This window comes from Treponema sp. OMZ 855 (assembly GCF_024181145.1).
Taxonomy (GTDB): Bacteria; Spirochaetota; Spirochaetia; order Treponematales; family Treponemataceae; genus Treponema.
In genome coordinates this window covers 724,044-742,901 of record NZ_CP051194.1, presented here as the reverse complement: position 1 = coordinate 742,901, position 18,858 = coordinate 724,044, and the positions used below count along the sequence as shown (strand labels likewise).

19 protein-coding genes are annotated in these 18,858 nt (G+C 46.9%); 13 read left to right on the top strand and 6 right to left on the bottom strand.

Annotated elements, in window-relative coordinates:
• Nucleotides 1-17: 17 nt before the first annotated feature.
• Nucleotides 18-170, bottom strand: a complete 153-nt coding sequence (locus E4N65_RS03435; protein WP_253674040.1) for a hypothetical protein — start codon at nt 168-170, stop codon at nt 18-20.
• 145 nt (nt 171-315) lie between these two features.
• Between E4N65_RS03435 and E4N65_RS03430 the strand changes: the two genes are divergently transcribed.
• Complete coding sequence (locus tag E4N65_RS03430) at nt 316-564, top strand: AbrB/MazE/SpoVT family DNA-binding domain-containing protein (RefSeq protein ID WP_044013163.1); 249 nt, start codon at nt 316-318, stop codon at nt 562-564.
• Complete coding sequence (locus tag E4N65_RS03425) at nt 561-959, top strand: putative toxin-antitoxin system toxin component, PIN family (protein ID WP_253674039.1); 399 nt, start codon at nt 561-563, stop codon at nt 957-959. The genes E4N65_RS03430 and E4N65_RS03425 overlap by 4 nt, the downstream gene beginning before the upstream one ends.
• A gap of 578 nt (nt 960-1,537) precedes the next feature.
• Here the strand turns inward: E4N65_RS03425 and E4N65_RS03420 are convergent.
• The 3 genes from E4N65_RS03420 to E4N65_RS03410 all read right to left on the bottom strand — a co-directional run bounded on the left by E4N65_RS03420 (nt 1,538) and on the right by E4N65_RS03410 (nt 3,634).
• Nucleotides 1,538-1,927 carry a type II toxin-antitoxin system VapC family toxin gene (locus E4N65_RS03420; RefSeq protein WP_253674038.1) on the bottom strand — a complete coding sequence of 130 codons (390 nt, stop codon included), beginning with the start codon at nt 1,925-1,927 and terminating at the stop codon, nt 1,538-1,540.
• On the bottom strand, nt 1,927-2,139 hold the full coding sequence (locus E4N65_RS03415; protein ID WP_253674037.1) for a DUF2281 domain-containing protein: 213 nt from the start codon (nt 2,137-2,139) through the stop codon (nt 1,927-1,929). The genes E4N65_RS03420 and E4N65_RS03415 overlap by 1 nt, the downstream gene beginning before the upstream one ends.
• A 160-nt stretch (nt 2,140-2,299) precedes the next feature.
• On the bottom strand, nt 2,300-3,634 hold the full coding sequence (locus E4N65_RS03410; protein ID WP_044013171.1) for a C1 family peptidase: 1,335 nt from the start codon (nt 3,632-3,634) through the stop codon (nt 2,300-2,302).
• Between the two features lie 557 nt (nt 3,635-4,191).
• On the opposite strand from E4N65_RS03410, the gene hslV reads away from it, so the two are divergent.
• The 10 genes from hslV (at nt 4,192) to fliJ (ending at nt 13,226) form a co-directional block, all read left to right on the top strand.
• Nucleotides 4,192-4,731: an ATP-dependent protease subunit HslV gene (hslV, locus tag E4N65_RS03405; protein ID WP_253674036.1), complete on the top strand. Its 540-nt coding sequence runs from the start codon at nt 4,192-4,194 to the stop codon at nt 4,729-4,731.
• Entirely contained in the window at nt 4,731-6,191 is a 1,461-nt protein-coding gene (hslU, locus tag E4N65_RS03400; RefSeq protein ID WP_253674035.1) for an ATP-dependent protease ATPase subunit HslU, read from the top strand. Before hslV ends, hslU begins: the two co-directional genes overlap by 1 nt.
• 75 nt (nt 6,192-6,266) lie before the next feature.
• Nucleotides 6,267-6,686 (top strand): flagellar basal body rod protein FlgB, encoded by a 420-nt coding sequence (gene flgB, locus E4N65_RS03395; protein WP_044013177.1) that lies wholly within the window; start codon nt 6,267-6,269, stop codon nt 6,684-6,686.
• A gap of 10 nt (nt 6,687-6,696) precedes the next feature.
• The gene (flgC, locus tag E4N65_RS03390) at nt 6,697-7,152 is read left to right on the top strand and encodes a flagellar basal body rod protein FlgC (RefSeq protein WP_016524168.1); all 456 of its coding nucleotides are present in this window, start codon (nt 6,697-6,699) and stop codon (nt 7,150-7,152) included.
• A gap of 17 nt (nt 7,153-7,169) precedes the next feature.
• Complete coding sequence (gene fliE, locus E4N65_RS03385; RefSeq protein ID WP_253674034.1) at nt 7,170-7,532, top strand: flagellar hook-basal body complex protein FliE; 363 nt, start codon at nt 7,170-7,172, stop codon at nt 7,530-7,532.
• 51 nt (nt 7,533-7,583) lie between these two features.
• A complete protein-coding gene (gene fliF, locus E4N65_RS03380) occupies nt 7,584-9,287 on the top strand; it encodes a flagellar basal-body MS-ring/collar protein FliF (protein WP_044013179.1) in 1,704 nt (567 codons plus the stop codon).
• 1 nt (nt 9,288) lies between these two features.
• A complete protein-coding gene (gene fliG, locus E4N65_RS03375) occupies nt 9,289-10,350 on the top strand; it encodes a flagellar motor switch protein FliG (protein ID WP_016524171.1) in 1,062 nt (353 codons plus the stop codon).
• A 41-nt stretch (nt 10,351-10,391) separates the two neighbouring features.
• A complete protein-coding gene (fliH, locus tag E4N65_RS03370) occupies nt 10,392-11,330 on the top strand; it encodes a flagellar assembly protein FliH (protein ID WP_044013181.1) in 939 nt (312 codons plus the stop codon).
• 3 nt (nt 11,331-11,333) lie between these two features.
• Entirely contained in the window at nt 11,334-12,773 is a 1,440-nt protein-coding gene (locus E4N65_RS03365) for a FliI/YscN family ATPase (RefSeq protein ID WP_044013183.1), read from the top strand.
• A gap of 6 nt (nt 12,774-12,779) precedes the next feature.
• Entirely contained in the window at nt 12,780-13,226 is a 447-nt protein-coding gene (gene fliJ, locus E4N65_RS03360; protein WP_044013185.1) for a flagellar export protein FliJ, read from the top strand.
• A 9-nt stretch (nt 13,227-13,235) separates the two neighbouring features.
• Here the strand turns inward: fliJ and rsmD are convergent, their stop codons facing one another.
• Both rsmD and E4N65_RS03350 read right to left on the bottom strand, forming a co-directional pair.
• Nucleotides 13,236-13,769 (bottom strand): 16S rRNA (guanine(966)-N(2))-methyltransferase RsmD, encoded by a 534-nt coding sequence (rsmD, locus tag E4N65_RS03355; RefSeq protein ID WP_044013187.1) that lies wholly within the window; start codon nt 13,767-13,769, stop codon nt 13,236-13,238.
• 10 nt (nt 13,770-13,779) lie between these two features.
• Entirely contained in the window at nt 13,780-14,220 is a 441-nt protein-coding gene (locus tag E4N65_RS03350) for a hypothetical protein (protein WP_044013189.1), read from the bottom strand.
• A gap of 114 nt (nt 14,221-14,334) precedes the next feature.
• Here E4N65_RS03350 and E4N65_RS03345 point away from each other — a divergent pair, with 114 nt between their 5' ends.
• Nucleotides 14,335-18,852 carry a 2-hydroxyacyl-CoA dehydratase gene (locus E4N65_RS03345; protein ID WP_044016898.1) on the top strand — a complete coding sequence of 1,506 codons (4,518 nt, stop codon included), beginning with the start codon at nt 14,335-14,337 and terminating at the stop codon, nt 18,850-18,852.
• Nucleotides 18,853-18,858: the final 6 nt, after the last annotated feature.

The window sequence follows — 18,858 nt, the reverse complement described above, 5'->3', positions numbered from 1 at the left end:
TTTGGGCGGCTTTTTGCTTACGCAAAAACCGGTCTCCGGCTCCAATCTTTTTCCCGCTCCTGCATCATCGGAGGCAGGTTTTTCCGCTCCACTACAAAGCCTTCCTGCTGTTCTTTTTCTGCAAAACGTCCACGGATGGACGTGGTTCTGCTCAGCAACGAGTTTGACATCTCGTCAAACTCGTTATCAGGTGCTGTACACGGATGTATAGCACCTGATAGGGGATATCCGCCTCCGCCCTTCCGCTGAACAGTCCCTTGACAGCATTTCCTCCGTTAGTATATAGTACAAGTAAGGAAAGTAAGGAGATGTTTTATGGAACTGGCAAAAGTAACATCGAAAGGGCAGATCACTATTCCTCTTGTAATACGAGATATGCTTGGGTTAAAAAGCGGTGATAAAGTTTTTTTTGAAGAAAGCAAAGGAAAAGTGTATATTGCAAATGCTTCTCAAATAACTTTGTCAAATATTCAAACTCAAATGCGAGGAGAGGCAGAAAAAGAAGGCTTTCAAACGGAAGATGATGTTGTTGCATACATCAAAGAATTAAGGAAAACACGTTGAGAGTTTTCGTAGATACCAATATCATTATTTCTGCGATACTTTTTCCCAATGCTAAAGTTGCTAAAGTTTTTTCTCATTTAATTGAAAAGCACACGGTAATAATTGCTTCATACATAAAAGACGAATGTAAAGAAGTTTTTGAAAAGAAATTTCCATTAAAAAAAGAACAGTTGAATATTTTTTTTAATGGAATCAGGTTTGAAGAATTTAAGACTCCCGAAAAAATTGATGAAAAGAAATATCCGGAAATTCGAGATATAAAAGATTTACCGGTTCTTGTATCTGCAATTTTATCCGATTCGGATATTTTAATCACAGGTGATAAGGATTTTGAAGATATAAAAATTGATAAACTACTCATCTTTACACCGGCAGCGTATTTTGAATTGATTTAAGTTTGAGCTTTCCATTATGGACTTCTGATTTCACCAAGAGGAAAAATTGATATGAAATGCCCTATTTGCAAGTTTTGAAAAATGCAAATAGGGTTTTGGCAAGTTGTACTGACCAGCGGCAATACAACAGTTATTTTCCGTAATGTTCCTGCATAAATTTCTAGAGCCTGTCAGGAAAACTGTGTAAATGGATATGTACGTATTAGCAAACAACTTTCATACCAAAGCATTTAAAATAGTTAGTAAGTATTATATTTTTTAAAAGAAAGTTGGGATTATTTGCTCTTTAATCGGGTGTATCGAAGAATATGATTACCTACATCGAAACGGGTAAACGCCCCCCCCACCTTAAATACACTGTTAAAATTATGTACGGCAATGGGAATTGATCCATCTGTATTATTTCCGCAGAATAGCATTTTGTCAAAAGATGAGGCTAAAAAAACAATTATTAATCTCATTGAAATGTATCTATAACTGATACATTGCTGCGACAGATTTACCGAAGCACCAATCTAAGAAACGTTCATAACAAAACAAATGTCAGATTTGAAGCGGGTGATGAGATTTTCTATCTTTTACCAAATAGTTTTTACATTATATAACGGAATATTTCCATCCGTAGTTACGATTGTTAAATCATTTTCAAGTGCTTGTGAGATTAAAATTCTATCAAATGGGTCATTATGTTTTACATTATCTTGAAACGGCAAATTTCGAATTCTGTTGAAATCATCAAGTGTAATCGGAAGTTTTCTAAATCCTGCTCGTCTGCACATCTCATCTATTTCATATACAGTATGAGTAAATTCCAATTTTTTCTTACTTTGTTTTATTGAAATCTCCCAAAATGAAGCATAACTGTAAAAACAAACATTAGATTCAATGATATTTTTAGTACTTTTCGATAATCGCTCATTCCCAAATAAATACCAAAGAATTGTATGAGTGTCGAGCAAGTACTTCATTACATATACTCCGCAAAATCTTCGAGAGGGTCATCAAAATCCGGAGACATATAAAAAGGTTCATTTTTCCAAACGCCAAAAAGAGACTTCTTTTCAGAAATAGCATCGTCTTCAGGAAATTTCAATTTTATCAGGCGGATAAAATCAACAACCTCACTTATTGCAGCATGAGGGAGCGTTGCAAGTTCTTTTTCTAAAACTGTATAAGGCATATATGGTCTCCTATACAATTCTCTAAAAATCTACCCAAGTTCTTAGAGATGCTCTATTATATGATAAATTCATCAAATTTTCTACATCTCGCATCAGATTTCTATTCCGTTTTCTTCGGAATAGAAATCGTCGTAAAATCTGAGTTGATAACCCGTTTTCCTATATCCGTGCCAAGGCTCCCATCGGATCCCACGGCTCAAGCTGTACGAGCGGCTGTTTTAAGGCGTCAAGCCATTTTTGTTCAACAAAGGTCTTTTCTACCATAATCTGATAGGTATACTCATCGAACCACGCATCGGACATCGAGAACATTCCCTTTTTGCCTGATTCATCACCCCACGAATTTTCTACCTGCCATTTAATCGGCTTTCCCGATTTATCCAGATCGACGCCGGTCAGCACCATTGCGTGGGTAAGAAGGCTGTCGCCGTAATCGAGCCGTTCCGCTTTTGTGAATTCAGGCAGTTCGCCAAGCGTTTTATCGTAGAGGTATACTTCGGTATCCATAATGCCTTCGGGGCGGCAGATATACGGCCCCATATCGCAGCCGAACCAGACTGGTTTACCGGCTTTAATCGATTCAATAGCCGCCGTTTTGAGCACGTCGATCGGTACGTTGATGTAGTGAATGGGCTCCGCTTCTTTCACGGTACCGAGGAATTTTACCGTGTAGGCTCTGCCGTAAGGCTTATCCGCCGTCGGCGCATTGATTAAGCTGATTTTATTGTTTAAATCCCAGCCGACATATTCCTTAAAGAATTGCTGCGGGGTAATTTGCTCTGCTTTGTGAAACTTCTTATCCTTATCGCGGCATTCAAAGTCGAATACGCGCGGCGGTTCGCCGAGTGCCTTAACCAAAAAGCTGTATACATGCGAAAGATAGGTTTCTTTGTCTGCACGGAGCTCTTTGATAGACTTGCCGGCCTTGTGCCCGTCCCGCAACAGCTGCGCATATTTGCGGAGGCGATGGGTTAATTCGGCAACAAAAAAGCGCGTATCGGAAGAATGGAAGGTTTCGGGCATCACATCCTTAGGCACAGCGCCGTATTTTTGCAGAATACCGGAGAACATATCCCACTGCCCGCCGTCCTGAATAGGATTGGCCAGCAAATGCGCGAGCAGCCGTCCTTCAAGCGGTTCGTCAAGGGTTTCCAAAATGCTTTCAAAAAAGTAATTGGATTTTTCAAGTTTATCCCAAAACAACGTGTAGTTCTGGGAAAGCTCGAAGGTTTCCAAGTTGAGCTTTTTCATTATTTCTACACGGGCGGCATTTAGCGAAGCAAACATCCAGCAGCGTCCGCTCTTTTTTTGATTGGTAATTTCTCCACGCTCGGTTTCGTGAGAAAAACAAAAATTGTGGCGGCGGCGGACATCATAGTTAAACGATGCGTCCTCGATGCCACTCTTGGCGACAGCCCCTGCAATAATCGTATTCGACGGGTCTGCACGATAGTCACTTTCAAACTTTTTTAAAAGTTCAGGTGAAATATTCATATATAACTCCTCTCGGTTTGATGTACCGTATGTAAACTGACGGTAATAATACATCGCATAGGCTATAAAATCAACCTTTTAGCAATGCAGCACATCGACTGCGCCGTATCCAGCCCAGCACTTTTGAAAAGAGCCAATGCAGATACAGGGCAACCGCATTATAAAATATTTGCAGCGGTTGCCTTCCTTCTGTGCGAAATTTTGCTTAAAATTTCGCACATTTTTCCAGCAAAGGGGGAAACGCATCAGGCAAAATAGATAAAAATCGCGGAAAAATTGAGACTGTGAGACCATTTGAACCATCTTCAACTGTTGTACATCCATGTACATCAGTTGAAGGCGAGTTTTGGTTGTACCAAAACATCGCTACTATATGAAACCACTGCCATCCTTGGCAGTTCTGGTCGAATAGTCTCAATTTTTCCGCGGGGGTGTTAAAAAAACGGCCTGATGCGTTTCCCCTGAATGCAGATATGCCGTATATTTTCAAAAGGAACGCATTATGGTATAATAAAAAGCGATATCAATGTATTTTAATATTGCTAATGAGGTTATACATGGGAAACATGAAGGTGCGGAGTACAACCGTTATTGCCGTCAGACGGAACGGAAAGGTTGCGATGGCAGGCGACGGACAAGTTACGATGGGGCAAACGGTAATGAAAGGCAATGCCCGCAAGGTCCGCAAGATTTACGACGGCAAAGTGATGACCGGTTTTGCCGGTGCAACGGCAGATGCCTTTACACTGCTCGAAAAGTTTGAAGGGCGGCTCAAGGAATACGGAGGCGACATTACCCGCGCTGCGGTCGAGCTTGCCAAAGAGTGGCGCACCAACAAAATGCTGAAAAATCTTGAAGCACTGCTGCTGGTCGCGGACGCAAAGACCATTTTACTGATTTCCGGAAACGGGGATGTTATTGAACCGCAGGAAGATGTACTCGCTATCGGATCAGGCGGCAATTATGCGTATGCCGCAGCGCTCGCCTTACTCCGCAACACGGACTTATCAGCCCGCGAAATTGCCGAAAAGAGCTTAAATATCGCCGGACAGATTTGCGTATACACCAACGAAAACGTACATATAGAGGAAATATAATGACAATCAACTTGGATGAACTCACCCCTCCGCACATTGTGGCGGAACTGGACAAATATATTATCGGGCAGACAAAGGCAAAGAAGGCTGTTGCTGTTGCCTTGCGAAACAGGACACGCCGGCTCAAATTGAGCGAAGAAATCCGCGAAGAAATTGCGCCTAAGAATATTCTGATGATCGGGCCGACCGGTGTGGGTAAAACCGAAATTGCCCGGCGGCTTGCAAAACTTTCGGGAGCGCCGTTCCTCAAAGTAGAGGCGACAAAGTACACCGAAGTCGGCTATGTCGGCCGTGATGTCGAATCGATGATCCGCGACCTGATGGCTGTCGGTTACTCTATGGTAAAAAGCGAGATGCAGGAAACGCTGAAAGCACAGGCGGAAAAAAACACGGAAGAAATCCTCCTTGACCTTTTACTACCGGGTTCCAACAAAAAGAAGCGGAATCGGAAAGAAAGCGCTAAGCCGCTTTTAATCGCCGGATCGGAACATGATGCAGATACTGAAAATAACAAAGAAATCCGAATAGAAGTCAATTCAACAGAAGACAGCGAACAAGCCGAAGACGATATGCACGAAACGAGGGAAAAATTCCGCAAGATGCTTCGGGACGGCAAGTTTGAAGATAAAATGGTAGAAGTTTCCGTGCAGCAGTCCGGTATGCCGAGTTTTGAAATCTTTGCCGGCGGTTCCAGCATGGAAGACCTCGAAAGCGCGATGTCGAATATCAGCAGTATGCTGATGGGCGCCGGTAAAAACAAACGTAAAACGACCAGCGTAAAAGAAGCCCGCATGATCATTATGAACGATCAGCTCGATAAGCTCGTCGATCACGATAAAATCGTAGAGGAAGCCAAAGAGCGGGTTGAGCAAATGGGCATTATCTTTATCGACGAAATCGATAAAGTTGCTTCCAAAAGCGAGCGAAGCAGCGGCATCGACGTATCCCGCGAAGGGGTACAGCGCGATATTCTGCCGATTGTAGAAGGCTCCAAAGTCAACACAAAGTTCGGCGTGGTCGATACCCGCCACATCCTGTTCATCGCGGCGGGGGCTTTCAGCATTTCAAAACCGAGTGACCTTATTCCCGAATTTCAAGGACGCTTCCCGCTGCGGGTGGAACTGGAATCGCTCCATGCGGAAGACTTCAAGCGGATTTTGCTTGAACCTAAGAACGCATTGACCAAACAGTACAAAGCATTGCTCGAAACCGAAGGGCTGACCGTCATCTTTAAGGATGAAGCAATCGACCGCATGAGCAATCTCGCAGCGGAAGTCAACTCGACAATGGAAAACATCGGCGCCCGCCGCCTCCACACGATTATGGAAATGCTGTTGGAGGATATCTCGTTTAATGCAAGCGGCATGACGGAAAAAACCGTCGAAATAGACCGTGCATACGTCGATGAACGGTTGAAGGACATCGTACAGGATCAAGATTTATCCCGTTATATTCTGTAACGTTCCTCAAGGGAATTTTTATAATGCCGATATATGAGTATACGAATAGCTTAATAGAAATAAAGAGGAGTTGAGATGCACATAAACAGTTTTCAAAAGACAGTTGATCTTTTACACCGTGCGCTTGATGTAAACGCCCTTCGCTATACCGTGTCGGCAAATAACCTTGCAAACTCGGAGATACCGGATTTCAAGCGGACATCGGTCAATTTTGAAACGGAGTTAAAACATGCGCTCGATTCCGAAAAACGGGCTGCCGGTCAATTTCAGTTAACGGTAACCAATCCGAATCATATTAAGTCGGACGGTGTTATCGACTATCGTTCGGTTTCTCCGCGCCGTGTGCTGGACTATACCACGACGGCAAAGGCAAACGGCAACAACGTAGATGCTGAAGAAGAAGCAATGACTATCCTCAAGATTCAGATGCAGTATCAGCTGTTAAGTCAGATGACCGGTTTTCAGTACAGCCAAGTACAGTCGGTGTTAAAATAAGGAGCGGTAAATGGGTATCTTCAGCAGTATCAACATAGCGGCGACCGGCATGAGCGCCGAACGGTTACGGACGGATGTTATTTCCGATAACATCGCCAATGCTTCCACCACCAGTTCACAGGAAGGGGGCTATTTCCGCCGCAGCCGCGTCGTTCTTGCGCAGAAAAATGACGGCATCGATTGGCGGCTTCCCTTTGTTTCTTCCGATATGGATAGAGGCGTCGGAACGGGTGTCCGCGTAACCGGTATCGAAAAAGATAACTCCGAACCGCGGCTTTCCTATGAACCCGACCATCCCCATGCAATACTTTCGGGGCCGAAAGCGGGCTACGTGGAATATCCGAATGTGAATATCGTAACGGAAATGGTTGACCTGATCTCCGCATCCCGCTCGTATGAAGCGAATGCGGCAGTTGTTCAGGGTTCAAAAGAAATGTTTCAGCGTGCGCTCGAGATCGGACGCTAACGAGATAAGGGGCACCTATGACTATTACCAATACGGCAACCTTGTATAAGGTTCCGGCTATTATGAAAAATCCGGCAATAGCGCCGATCGCCGTCGATAACTTCCGCAGCCGCATGGTTTCTAATACGGATTTAGTCGATACGGCAGTAAATAAAAAAGCAATGAGCTTTGAGCAAACCCTGCTCAAGGCCTTTGACGAAGTAAATGCAAAACAGCAGCGGACTGCGGAACTCGGACAACAGATGATTGTCGATCCGGAATCCGTAGATGTACACGATATTACCATCGCAATGGCGGAAGCCGGTATGTCGCTGAAAATTGCACAGACGCTGATAGACCGCGTCGTAAAAAGTTGGAATGATATTACCATAACCAGATAATGGAGCTGTTATAATTATTGTAGCAGGTTCGTTCAGTAAGGGGGAGGACACATGAACGAATGGTTTAAAAAAACATTAACGCAAATCAAAACACTGTGGAGTAAGTGGACGCTTATCCAAAAAGGCATACTGGCAGCCGTAGTTGTTGCAGCGATTGTCATTATCGTCTTGCTTACTTCATGGTCAGCTAAGCCCTCTCTTGTGCCGCTCATCGATACCCCGGTAACGGATGCAACGGTCAGAGAACGTATCATTCTAAGGCTCAACGAAGAGAATGTGAAAGCAACCGTTTCGCAATCGGGAGTTATTTCGGTGAATGACGAACAAACCGCTCGCCGGATGCGCGCCATCCTCTTGCGTGAAGACCTTATTCCGCAGAATACCGACCCGTGGGCTATTTTCGACGTAGAACGCTGGACACGCACGGACTTTGAACGCAATATCGACGTACGGCGCGCTGTTATCGAAGAAGTCCGCAAACACATTAAAGCATTGGACGATGTAGATGACGCAAGTGTCGTAGTCAATATGCCGAAAGATAAGTTTTTTCAATCAGAGCAAAATCCCGTAACGGCAAGTATTATACTCTATCCGAAACCGGGCAGCGACATCAGTACAAACCGAAAAAAAATTGAAGGTATCCAAAAGGTCTTAAAATATGCCGTTGAAGGTTTGACCGATGACAATATCACTATTGCCGATAACAGCGGCAATATTCTCAATGATTTTGCAGGGATGAAGGACTTTGACCGCCTCTCCATTATCGAAAAACAACAGAAGATTATTGCAAAACTGGAAACGCAGTATGAAATCAAAATTCTTAATATTCTGCAAAAGACCTACGGCACCGATCGTGTCCGGGAACTCAGTATTAAGATCGATATGGATATGTCGGAAAAGACAGCCGAAACGGTAGAATTCCTGCCCTTCCAGCTGAGACCGGACAATCCTGAAACCCCGTACGATGAATCCGAGGTACGAGCTTCGGTAACCCGCTCTTCGGAAACGGCAACAACAACCTATCAGGGAACAGGCTTTAATCCTGAAGGCCCCGCCGGTGTGGAAGGACAAACAGCTCCTTCATATCGGGATACCAGTAATTTAACGGGATTGTCTACGCAGTCGATTGTAAGAACAAACGAAGAAATCGGCAGCCGGAGAACATCCGAGATTGTCAGCCCTGAAATGGGACGCCGTACCGTGTCGGTAAACATCGACGGGCAATGGCGCAAAAAGAAAGATGCAAACGGCAATCTCATCATTAAAGACGGACAGATTGAGCGTGAGTATATCCCGATTTCCGATGAAGAATTGCAGAAAGCCACACAGGCTGTGCAAGCCGCAATCGGATACAACGCACTGCGGAATGATTCAGTCAGCGTTCTTAACATCCAATTCGACCGCTTATCGGAATTTGAAAAAGAAGATGAGGCTTATTTTAGAGCGGTTCAGCGGCGGTTGATATTACTGGTCAGTTTAGCAGGCTTAGCGGTTCTCTTACTCCTCTTTATCATCTACCGTATTGCCACCCGCGAATTCGAACGCAGAAAGCGGCTTAGAGAAGAAGAACTTTTGCGGCAACATCAGCTTGAACGAGAAAAAGCGCTGTGGGAGGCTGAACAGGCCGGCATGGAAGTTTCAATGTCCGTAGAAGAGATGAAACGGCGAGAACTGTTGGAAAATGTGATAAACAATGCGCGTGAACATCCTGAAGATGTTGCATTGCTGCTGCGCACATGGTTGATGGAGGAATAGTATGGCAGTATCACCCGCAAAAGAAAAAGCGAATGCAGCAAACAGCAAAAAGCAGAAAGATATAAAATCGCTGAATGGGCGGCAAAAGGCGGCAATTTTCTTGGTTGCAGTCGGAGAAGAAATCTCCGCCAAAATCATGGAACAGATGCGCGAAGACGAGATTGAAAAACTCGTCTTCGAAATTGCCCGTACCGAAACGGTTGAATCCGAGCTGAAAGAAGCGGTATTACAAGAGTTCCAAGAACTCATGGCCGCCCAAAACTTTATTACGACCGGCGGTATCGACTATGCGCGCGGCTTATTAGAGAAATCTTTAGGCAGCCAAAAGGCGATTGAGGTTATCAACCGGCTCACCAGCTCGTTACAGGTACGACCTTTCGACTTTATCCGGCGTACCGATCCGGCGCACCTTTTAAACTTTATTCAGCAGGAACACCCGCAAACCATTGCGCTCATCCTTGCATATTTGGAACCGCAAAAAGCGTCGGTTATTTTGCAGAACCTGCCCGATGAAATTCAAAGCGACGTAGCCCGCCGTATCGCAACGATGGACAGAACATCGCCCGATGTTTTGCGTGAAGTTGAACGAGTACTCGAAAAGAAGCTTTCTACCCTCTCCAGCGAAGATTATACGGCGGCAGGCGGTGTCGAAAGCATCGTTGAAATACTCAACCTTGTAGACCGTTCTTCCGAAAAGTCGATTATCGAATCGCTTGAAGACCAAGACCCTGACCTTGCGGAAGAGATCAAGAAACGGATGTTCGTATTCGAAGATATCGTTATGCTCGACGACCGTTCTATTCAGAAGGTGCTGCGTGAGGTTAACAGTGAAGAGCTTGCAAAAGCGCTCAAGATTGTCGATACCGAAGTACAGGACAAGATATTCAGAAATATGTCAAAACGCGCGGCAAGCATGTTAAAAGAAGAAATGGAATACATGGGACCGACCCGTTTGAAAGACGTCGAAGAGGCACAGCAGAAGATTGTTTCGATTATCCGGCACTTGGAGGACAACGGCGATATCGTTATTGCACGTTCCGACGAAGACGAGATGATTGTCTAACCCGGGCAGCGTAGTCAAATCGGCAAAAGGAGATTCTGAAAGTGGCTAAAAATATTTTTCGTGATTTTGAAGTTAAAAAGCTCAACGGCGATATGGTGCTGGCATTAGCGAAAACCTTTGAACCGGAAACAACTACCGAAGTGGTAGAAGCAGTTCCGGTTCCTGAGGGGCCGACGCTTGAGGATCTCAAAAACGAAGCGGAAGAATTTAAGCGTCAATGGGAAATCGAAAAAGAACAGCTCATTGCCGACGCTCACCGCGAAGCCGATGAAATTATCGAAAACGCAAAGAAAACCGCTTTTGAAGAAGCAAAGCGGCAGATGGATGTGTCCCAAATCGACGCGCAAAAAGCCCGTGAACAAGCCCAAGAAATAGTCAGCGATGCGGAAAAAAGAGCTGCAGACATTGTCGATAAAGCTGAACAAACCGAAGCGGCTACACAAAAGAAAGCTTTTACCGAAGGTTTCGATGCCGGACGGGAAGCGGGATTTAAAGAAGGAAAAGTCGAAGTAACCCGTTTGATAGAACGCCTCCATACGATGATCGAACGCACAATGGATAAACGCGAGGAGATTTTAGCGCAGACGGAACAGCAGATTGTCGACCTTGTACTGCTGATGACCCGCAAGATTGTAAAAGTAATCTCAGAAAATCAGCGGAATGTCGTAACATCGAATATTATCCATGCGCTGCGCAAGGTAAAGGGACGTGCCGATGTCATTATACGGGTAAACCTTGCCGATGTCGGTTTAACGAGCGAGCATACCAAAGACTTCTTGGCAGCGGCAGAAAATATCAAAAATATCACCGTTGTGGAGGATTTATCGGTCGATGCGGGCGGCTGTATCATCGAAACCGACTTCGGTTCGGTAGATGCACGTATCGCCTCTCAGCTGCATGAGCTTGAGCAACGCATCCTCGAAATATCTCCGATAAGGACACGCGCGGCTTCCTCCGACGGGTCTTCAAATCGAAAGTAGCCTATGACGTCGATTTTTGATAAATACCTTGACGCGGTTTCCGAAACGGAACCCATTAAACGTACCGGTGTCGTCAGCCGTGTACAAGGGCTTCTTATCGAAAGCCGCGGCCCGCAAGCCTCTGTCGGGGAATTATGCAGAATCAATCTAAGAGATAACACAGAAAGTATCATCGCCGAGGTTATCGGTTTAAACGGCTCAACCGTACAGCTGATGGCCTACGAAGATATACAGGGTGTAGAAATCGGCTGTGATGTTATTGCAAGCGGGGTGATGCTTTCCGTACCGGTCGGGTCGGTGCTGCTCGGCCGCGTCGTCGATTCACTCGGAAGGGCGGCGGACGGCAAACAGGAACCCTACGCTCCCCTGCACTACCCCATCCTTGCTTCACCGCCTGATCCGCTGGAACGGCGTCCCATTAAAGAACGCATCGTAACGGGTATCCGCGCTATCGACGCACTCCTTGCCATCGGCAGAGGGCAGCGTATCGGCATCTTCGCCGGTTCCGGTATCGGTAAATCAACCTTGATGGGCATGATTGCGCGGAATACGAGCGCCGACGTCAACGTCATTGCACTCATCGGCGAACGCGGCCGCGAGGTAAACGACTTCTTGGAACACGACCTCGGCCCGGAAGGTTTAAAACATTCGGTTGTGGTAACCGCTACATCGAATACTACCCCGCTCGCCCGTATCCGCGGCGCATATACGGCAACGGCAATCGCCGAGTATTTCCGCGACCAAGGAAAGGATGTAATGCTCCTTTTCGATTCGGTTACCCGCTTTGCCAAGGCTCAACGCGAAATCAGCCTCGCTATCGGGGAACCGCCGGCAACCCGCGGCTACACTCCAAGTGTCTTTGAAACATTGCCTAAATTGCTTGAGCGGAGCGGAACATCCGCAAAAGGTTCGATTACCGGCTTTTATACCGTACTCGTTGACGGCGACGACATGGACGAGCCGATCTCAGATGCGGTGCGCGGTATATTGGACGGACATATTCTACTCAACCGGAAACTTGCCCAGCGCGGACACTACCCTGCCATCGATATACTCGGCAGTATTTCCCGTTTGGCAAACCGCGTTTCAGGGGAATGCAGTAAAAAAGCAGCACAGTATATGCGTAAATTGATGGCAGTCTATGCCGATGCCGAAGATATGATTCAGGTCGGCGCATACCAAAAAGGCAGCAATCCCGCCATCGACGAGGCGATCGCACACCATGATAAAATCGAAACTTTTTTACAGCAAGAGGTAAACGATCCCGCGCCGATTGAAAAAACACTGGAACAACTCAGCGCCATTACCCACATCGACATACCGAATGAAGAAAGTTTCCAAGCGGGTGCAGGCGCAGCAAAAAAATACTTGATGCCGTCGGAAGCCGCCGATTTATACAAAGCAGAAATTGAAAAACCGGCCGCGGAGCATACGGAAGGCTAATTCCGTATGAAAAAATTTCAATTTACCCTGCAAAAGCTCTTGGATATCCGTGCCTTCCGCGAAAAAGAAGCGGAAACCAACCTCGGACGTGCCGTTGCCGCCCGCGAAGCGATTGTGTTGCGCCTTGCCGAAATTGCACAAGAAGAAGTAAAAACGCGCCGGTCGTTATGGAGCAGCCTTAAAACTCCTGGAGAGCTGTCTTTACACGAAAACTATTTAACACGCCTTCATACTGAACGCGAAAAGCAGGAAAAAGCACTCGTGGAAGCGGAGCTTGTAGTCGAAGAAATGCGGAAAATCTATATCAAAGCACATCAAGAACGGCTCATCGTATCAAAACTGCGGGAGCGGAAAGAAGCCGAATGGAAAGCTGAGGGGCTAAAACAGCAAGATGCAATTCTTGACGACATCGTCAACGCCCGTGAATATAGAAAAAGTCAGAATATACTTTAAATTGCTTCACTACATTGATTTTTTGTAGAAATCCACTATCGAACGGCCATAAGCGCGTTGATCAACGCGCGTTAATGACAAGATTTGATCGGGCAGCTCTTTTTCTTTGGGACGATGTATCAGTGCAAGCCCTCCCACGGCTAGAATCGGCTTTTCGGCGATTGTATGCAGTAAATCATAATGAAACTGATACGGAAAAGGGGGATCAAGATAGATAATATCAAAGATATGTTTAGAGCGCTGAAGGTAAAGCTCCACCGGCATACATTTACACTCAAGTTTTTTATCTGCAAGCGCGGCATTCTTTAACAAAATGGGGAATTTATCCTTATCTTTTTCCACCAATACGACAGGATAGGCTCCCCGTGAATAGGCTTCAAGTCCGCACATACCCGATCCGGTAAAGAGGTCTAAAAAAGACTTGCCTTCCAAATCACCTAAAATCGCAAAAAGAGATTCCCTCATTCTATCCATTGCCGGCCGGATAATCCCCTTAGGGCATTGAACTTGCCGGTTTTTTAGTGTTCCGCCTGTTATTCGCATATCGGTATATTTAAATACAAAGAAGCTGACTTAACTCGTTTTGAGAAACAATCTGATATGCATCAAGATTCTTATCGCTTTCTTGAATCCGTTTTTCTATTCGATCTTTCACATCGCTATGCAGCTTATAATAAGCACTTAGATCGGTGCCGGAAACAGGCAAAGTAATCTGTTTTTCGATCGTTTTAGCGGCGAATGCTTTTAAGAGTAATAAATAATCCGTTTCACACGAATAGAGACTCTGCATAATTGGGAGATATTCGGGTAAATGCGAAAGATTCTGTACTTCGCCAAATAAGGTTTGTAATGTATCTGATACAAAAGATATATCGGCAAGCATTTTATCTAAAAACATATTCTCTGACAGTTCAAGCGAAAGCCCTTCGGTGGTAATACTGACTATTTTTGCAAGTTGATAGAGATTATCATGAAATGCGGTATTTTTAAGCATAGAACTCCTCCCTTTCTACGTTTTGAGTATCGGCATTTTTTTAACAACAATGAGTTTTACCTCAAGCAGGCAATTAGCTTGTAATTTTTTATGCAATGTGGCAGTATGGTATATATGATTTTCAATGATAAACTCCAAATGGGAATAGACGTCGGCTCCACAACCGTAAAAACGGTCATTCTTGCAGCTGACGGTTCCATAGTATATAGCCGTTATGAACGGCATCGCGCAGATATTCGCAAAACGATTATCGTGGTGGTAACGGAAGCATTGGATGCTGCCGCAAAAATATACGGCGACCATGCTCAGCTGCAAGTACAGGTAACCGGTTCCGGCGGTTTGGCTGTTTCAAAATGGCTCTCCGTACCGTTCGTTCAGGAGGTTGTCGCCGCGGCCGTCGCTGTGCAGGCAAAGATTCCGCAAACCGATGTCGCCATCGAGTTGGGCGGCGAAGATGCCAAAATTACCTACTTCGGCCATTCGGTTGAACAGCGTATGAACGGCACCTGCGCAGGCGGTACGGGCGCCTTTATCGACCAAATGGCGGCGCTTCTCGAAACCGATGCGACGGGGTTAAATGAACTTGCCAAAAATGCAACAACCATTTATCCCATTGCCGCCCGCTGCGGTGTCTTTGCAAAAACCGACGTTCAGCCGCTTATCAACGAAGGAGCACGGCGGGAAGATATTGCCGCAAGTATTTTTCAGGCGGTTGTCAGCCAGACAATTTCCGGTCTTGCGTGTGGCAAGCCTATCCGCGGGCGCTGTGCCTTCTTGGGCGGCCCCTTACACTTCCTTGACCAACTGCGGCAACGGTTTATCGAGACACTGAAGCTTGCGAACGACGAAATCATTGTGCCGGAAAACTCCGAACTCTTTGTCGCGCTCGGCGCAGCGCTCAGCGCCGGTTCCAATCAATCGCTGAGGGCATCGCCCCACAGGGCTGTCAACAACGGCTCCGAAACGGCGGAAATTTCCTGCACAGCGCCGACGCAGACCCAACTGTTACGCACGGGGTTTCGCGCTCAGCCTGCTGCAACCCCTAAAATCACCAATACAACGATGTTTATCAATCCCGCCGCGTTGACCGTAGAAGTACTGCGGGATAAGCTCGGCTCCCTCGCCGATGCGGAAATGCAGGAAGTCCAGCGGCTTCCGCCCCTCTTTGAAAATGATGCGGCGCTTGCAGAGTTCCGCGAACGGCACGGGCGAGAACGAGCGGAAACCGCCCCGCTTGAAGCAGCAACGGGACCCGTGTTCCTCGGTATGGATGCCGGCTCAACAACGACGAAGGCCGTGCTTATCGACCAAGAAGGACGAATCCTCTGGCAGTTCTACGAATCGAATGCAGGCAATCCCGTCAATCTTGCGGTAACCATGCTGCAATCCCTCTATAAACAAATTCCGAGCGGAGCGCATATTGCCCGCTCTTTATCCACCGGCTACGGTGAAGGACTCTTCCAAGCAGCCTTCGGTGTAGATGCGGGAGAAGTTGAAACCATCGCACATCACCGTGCAGCCGATTTTTTCCTGCCCGGCGTGGAATTTTTGCTCGACATCGGCGGACAGGATATGAAGTGCATCCGCATGAAAGATCGCTGCATCAGTTCCATCCAATTAAACGAAGCCTGTTCTTCGGGATGCGGCAGCTTTTTGGATAACTTTGCCCGGTCGCTCGGTATGGCGGTTACAGACTTTTCAACCCAAGCGCTCCTCGCACCGAAACCTATCGACCTCGGAAGCCGCTGTACGGTCTTTATGAACAGCCGCGTTAAACAGGCGCAAAAGGAAGGCGCGTCCGTCGGCGATATTTCGGCGGGACTTTCGTATTCGGTTATCAAAAATGCCCTTTTTAAGGTTATCAAACTGAGAAATACCGCCGCTATCGGTGAAAAGGTCATCGTTCAAGGAGGTACGTTCCACAACGATGCGGTATTACGCGCCTTCGAGCTGATTACCGGCAGAGAAGCGGTGCGCCCCGATATCAGCGGCTTGATGGGTGCATTCGGTGCCGCGCTCCTTGCCCGCGATCAATGGATTGAGCAAGGGGCAGACATACAGGTTAAGTCGGATATCTTACCGGCGGAAGGGCTTGATGCATTAACCGTCAAGCTCGATCTTTCCCGCTGCGGTAAATGTGCCAACAACTGCCTTTTAACCGTCAACCGGTTCAATACACCCGCGGCAGGCACCCGTATTTTTATTACGGGAAACCGATGTGAACGCGGTGCCGAAATAGCGGAAACGGAAAATACTCAAGCAAAAGAATCGCTGCTAAAATTCGGTAAAAAGAAACAGGATAGCGGCATTCCCAATCTCTTCGAATGGAAATACAAACGCGTATTTTCATATAAGCCGCTGCCGGAAGCCGAAGCGGAACGCGGCACCATCGGTATTCCGCGGGTACTCAACCTCTACGAAAACTATCCGTTCTGGTTCACACTTTTTACCAAGCTGAAATTTTCGGTAAAATTGTCTCCGCGTTCATCCCGTACACTCTATGAACTGGGATTGGAATCCATCCCGTCGGAATCGGTATGTTATCCCGGCAAAATTTCCCACGGACATATCGAAGCGCTTTTAAAAGCAGGCGTTACGACGATTTTCTATCCCTGTATCCCCTACGAATTGAAAGAAGACCCTAAGGCAAACAACCATTTCAACTGTCCCGTCGTAACGAGCTATCCCGAAGTGCTCAAAAACAACATCGATGCGTTACGGCAGGATGAACATATCCGGTTCCTTAACCCGTTCTTGCCGCTCTATAACGAAAAACGGCTCGGCGAGCGGCTCCATGAAGAACTCAATAAATACTGGGATATTCCGCTTGCCGAAATCCGTGCTGCCGTGCGGAAGGCGAAAGAGGAAGCGGAAGAGGTAAAAAAAGAGACCCAGTTCCAAGGAGAGGCGGCGCTCCGAAAAATAAAAGAACAGGGGCTTATCGGTATTGTACTTGCCGGGCGGCCGTATCATCTTGATCCGGAAATTAACCATGGAATTCCCGAACTGTTGACGGGCTTGGGACTCGCCGTATTAACCGAGGATTCCGTTGCGCATTTAGGTAAACTCCCCCGCCCGCTTCGGGTTGTAGACCAGTGGGTGTATCACAACCGCTTGTACCGCGCCGCCGAATTTACCGCACGGCAAGATAACCTTGCGTTTATTCAGCTTACCAGCTTCGGCTGCGGTTTGGATGCGGTTACTGCGGATCAAGTGCAGGAAATTACCGAAGCGCATGGGAAAATGTATACCTTGCTCAAAATCGACGAAGGTTCCAACCTCGGCGCAGTGCGCATCCGTATCCGCAGTCTTATGGCGGCTATCCGTGAACGCAGTAAAGGCGCTTCCGTCAAGGCGCAGGGATACCGCGGCTTTAAGCACGTAGAATTTACCGAAGAGATGAGTAAACGGTATACCGTCCTCGCTCCACAGATGGCGCCCATTCACTTTGATTTGTTGGAAGCAGCCTTTCAACATTCGGGCTTTAATCTCGTCATATTGCCGGATACCGATCCTCAGGCAATCGACTGCGGATTACGATACGTCAATAATGATGCCTGCTATCCGGCGATCATCGTTGCGGGACAGATGATTTCGGCGCTGCAATCGGGTAAATACGATCTGAATGCGACGGCGCTCATCATCACGCAAACGGGAGGCGGATGCCGCGCAACAAACTACATCGGGTTTATCAGGCGGGCATTGGAAGATGCGGGCTTAGGATATATCCCCGTAATCGGATTAAGCGCGCAGCAGATTGAAAAGAATTCCGGCTTTAAGCCGACATTCGGTTTGGCAGACCGCGCGTTAAAAGCGCTCTGCCTCGGCGACTTACTGATGCGTGTACTCTACCGTACCCGCCCCTACGAGCAAGAAAAGGGCGCGGCAAATACGCTCTATCGGCACTACGCAGACAGGATAAAGACCGAATTGAAACACATGAGCGGGCGGGATTATCGTAAGGTTGTACGAGATATTGTACACGACTTTGATACGCTGCCGCTTATTCAAGAAGAAAAACCCCGAATCGGGGTAGTCGGCGAAATTTTGGTAAAATTTCATCCGACAGCCAACAACGATATTGTAGGCACCATTGAGCGGGAAGGCGCAGAATGTGTCATGCCCGACTTGATGGACTTCTTCTTCTACTCGCTATTCGACGGAGTTTATTACGAAACATCGCTGGAATCGAGCGCATTTAACCGATTTAAATATCACGTCGCAATCTGGTATATTGAACGGTACCGCAACGGGATGAAAAAACAGCTGAACAAAAGCCGCCGTTTTACCGCCCCCGAATCGATCTATAATTTAGCAAAGGGTGTCCACGGGGTTCTTGATTTAGGGAACGTCGCCGGTGAAGGATGGTTCCTTACCGCCGAAATGGTTGAACTTATCAAGTCAGGCGTTGTCAGCATCGCCTGCTTGCAGCCGTTTGCGTGCCTGCCTAACCATGTTACCGGCAAGGGTATGATAAAAGAGCTGCGTCGCCGGTATCCTGATGCGCAGATATCCGCAATCGACTTTGACCCGGGTGCAAGCGAGGTAAATCAACTCAATCGCCTCAAGCTCCTGTTGGCAAATGCACCGTATGGTGAACATCCTGACGGAATGAATCGGAAGAGGGCATAATAAGAA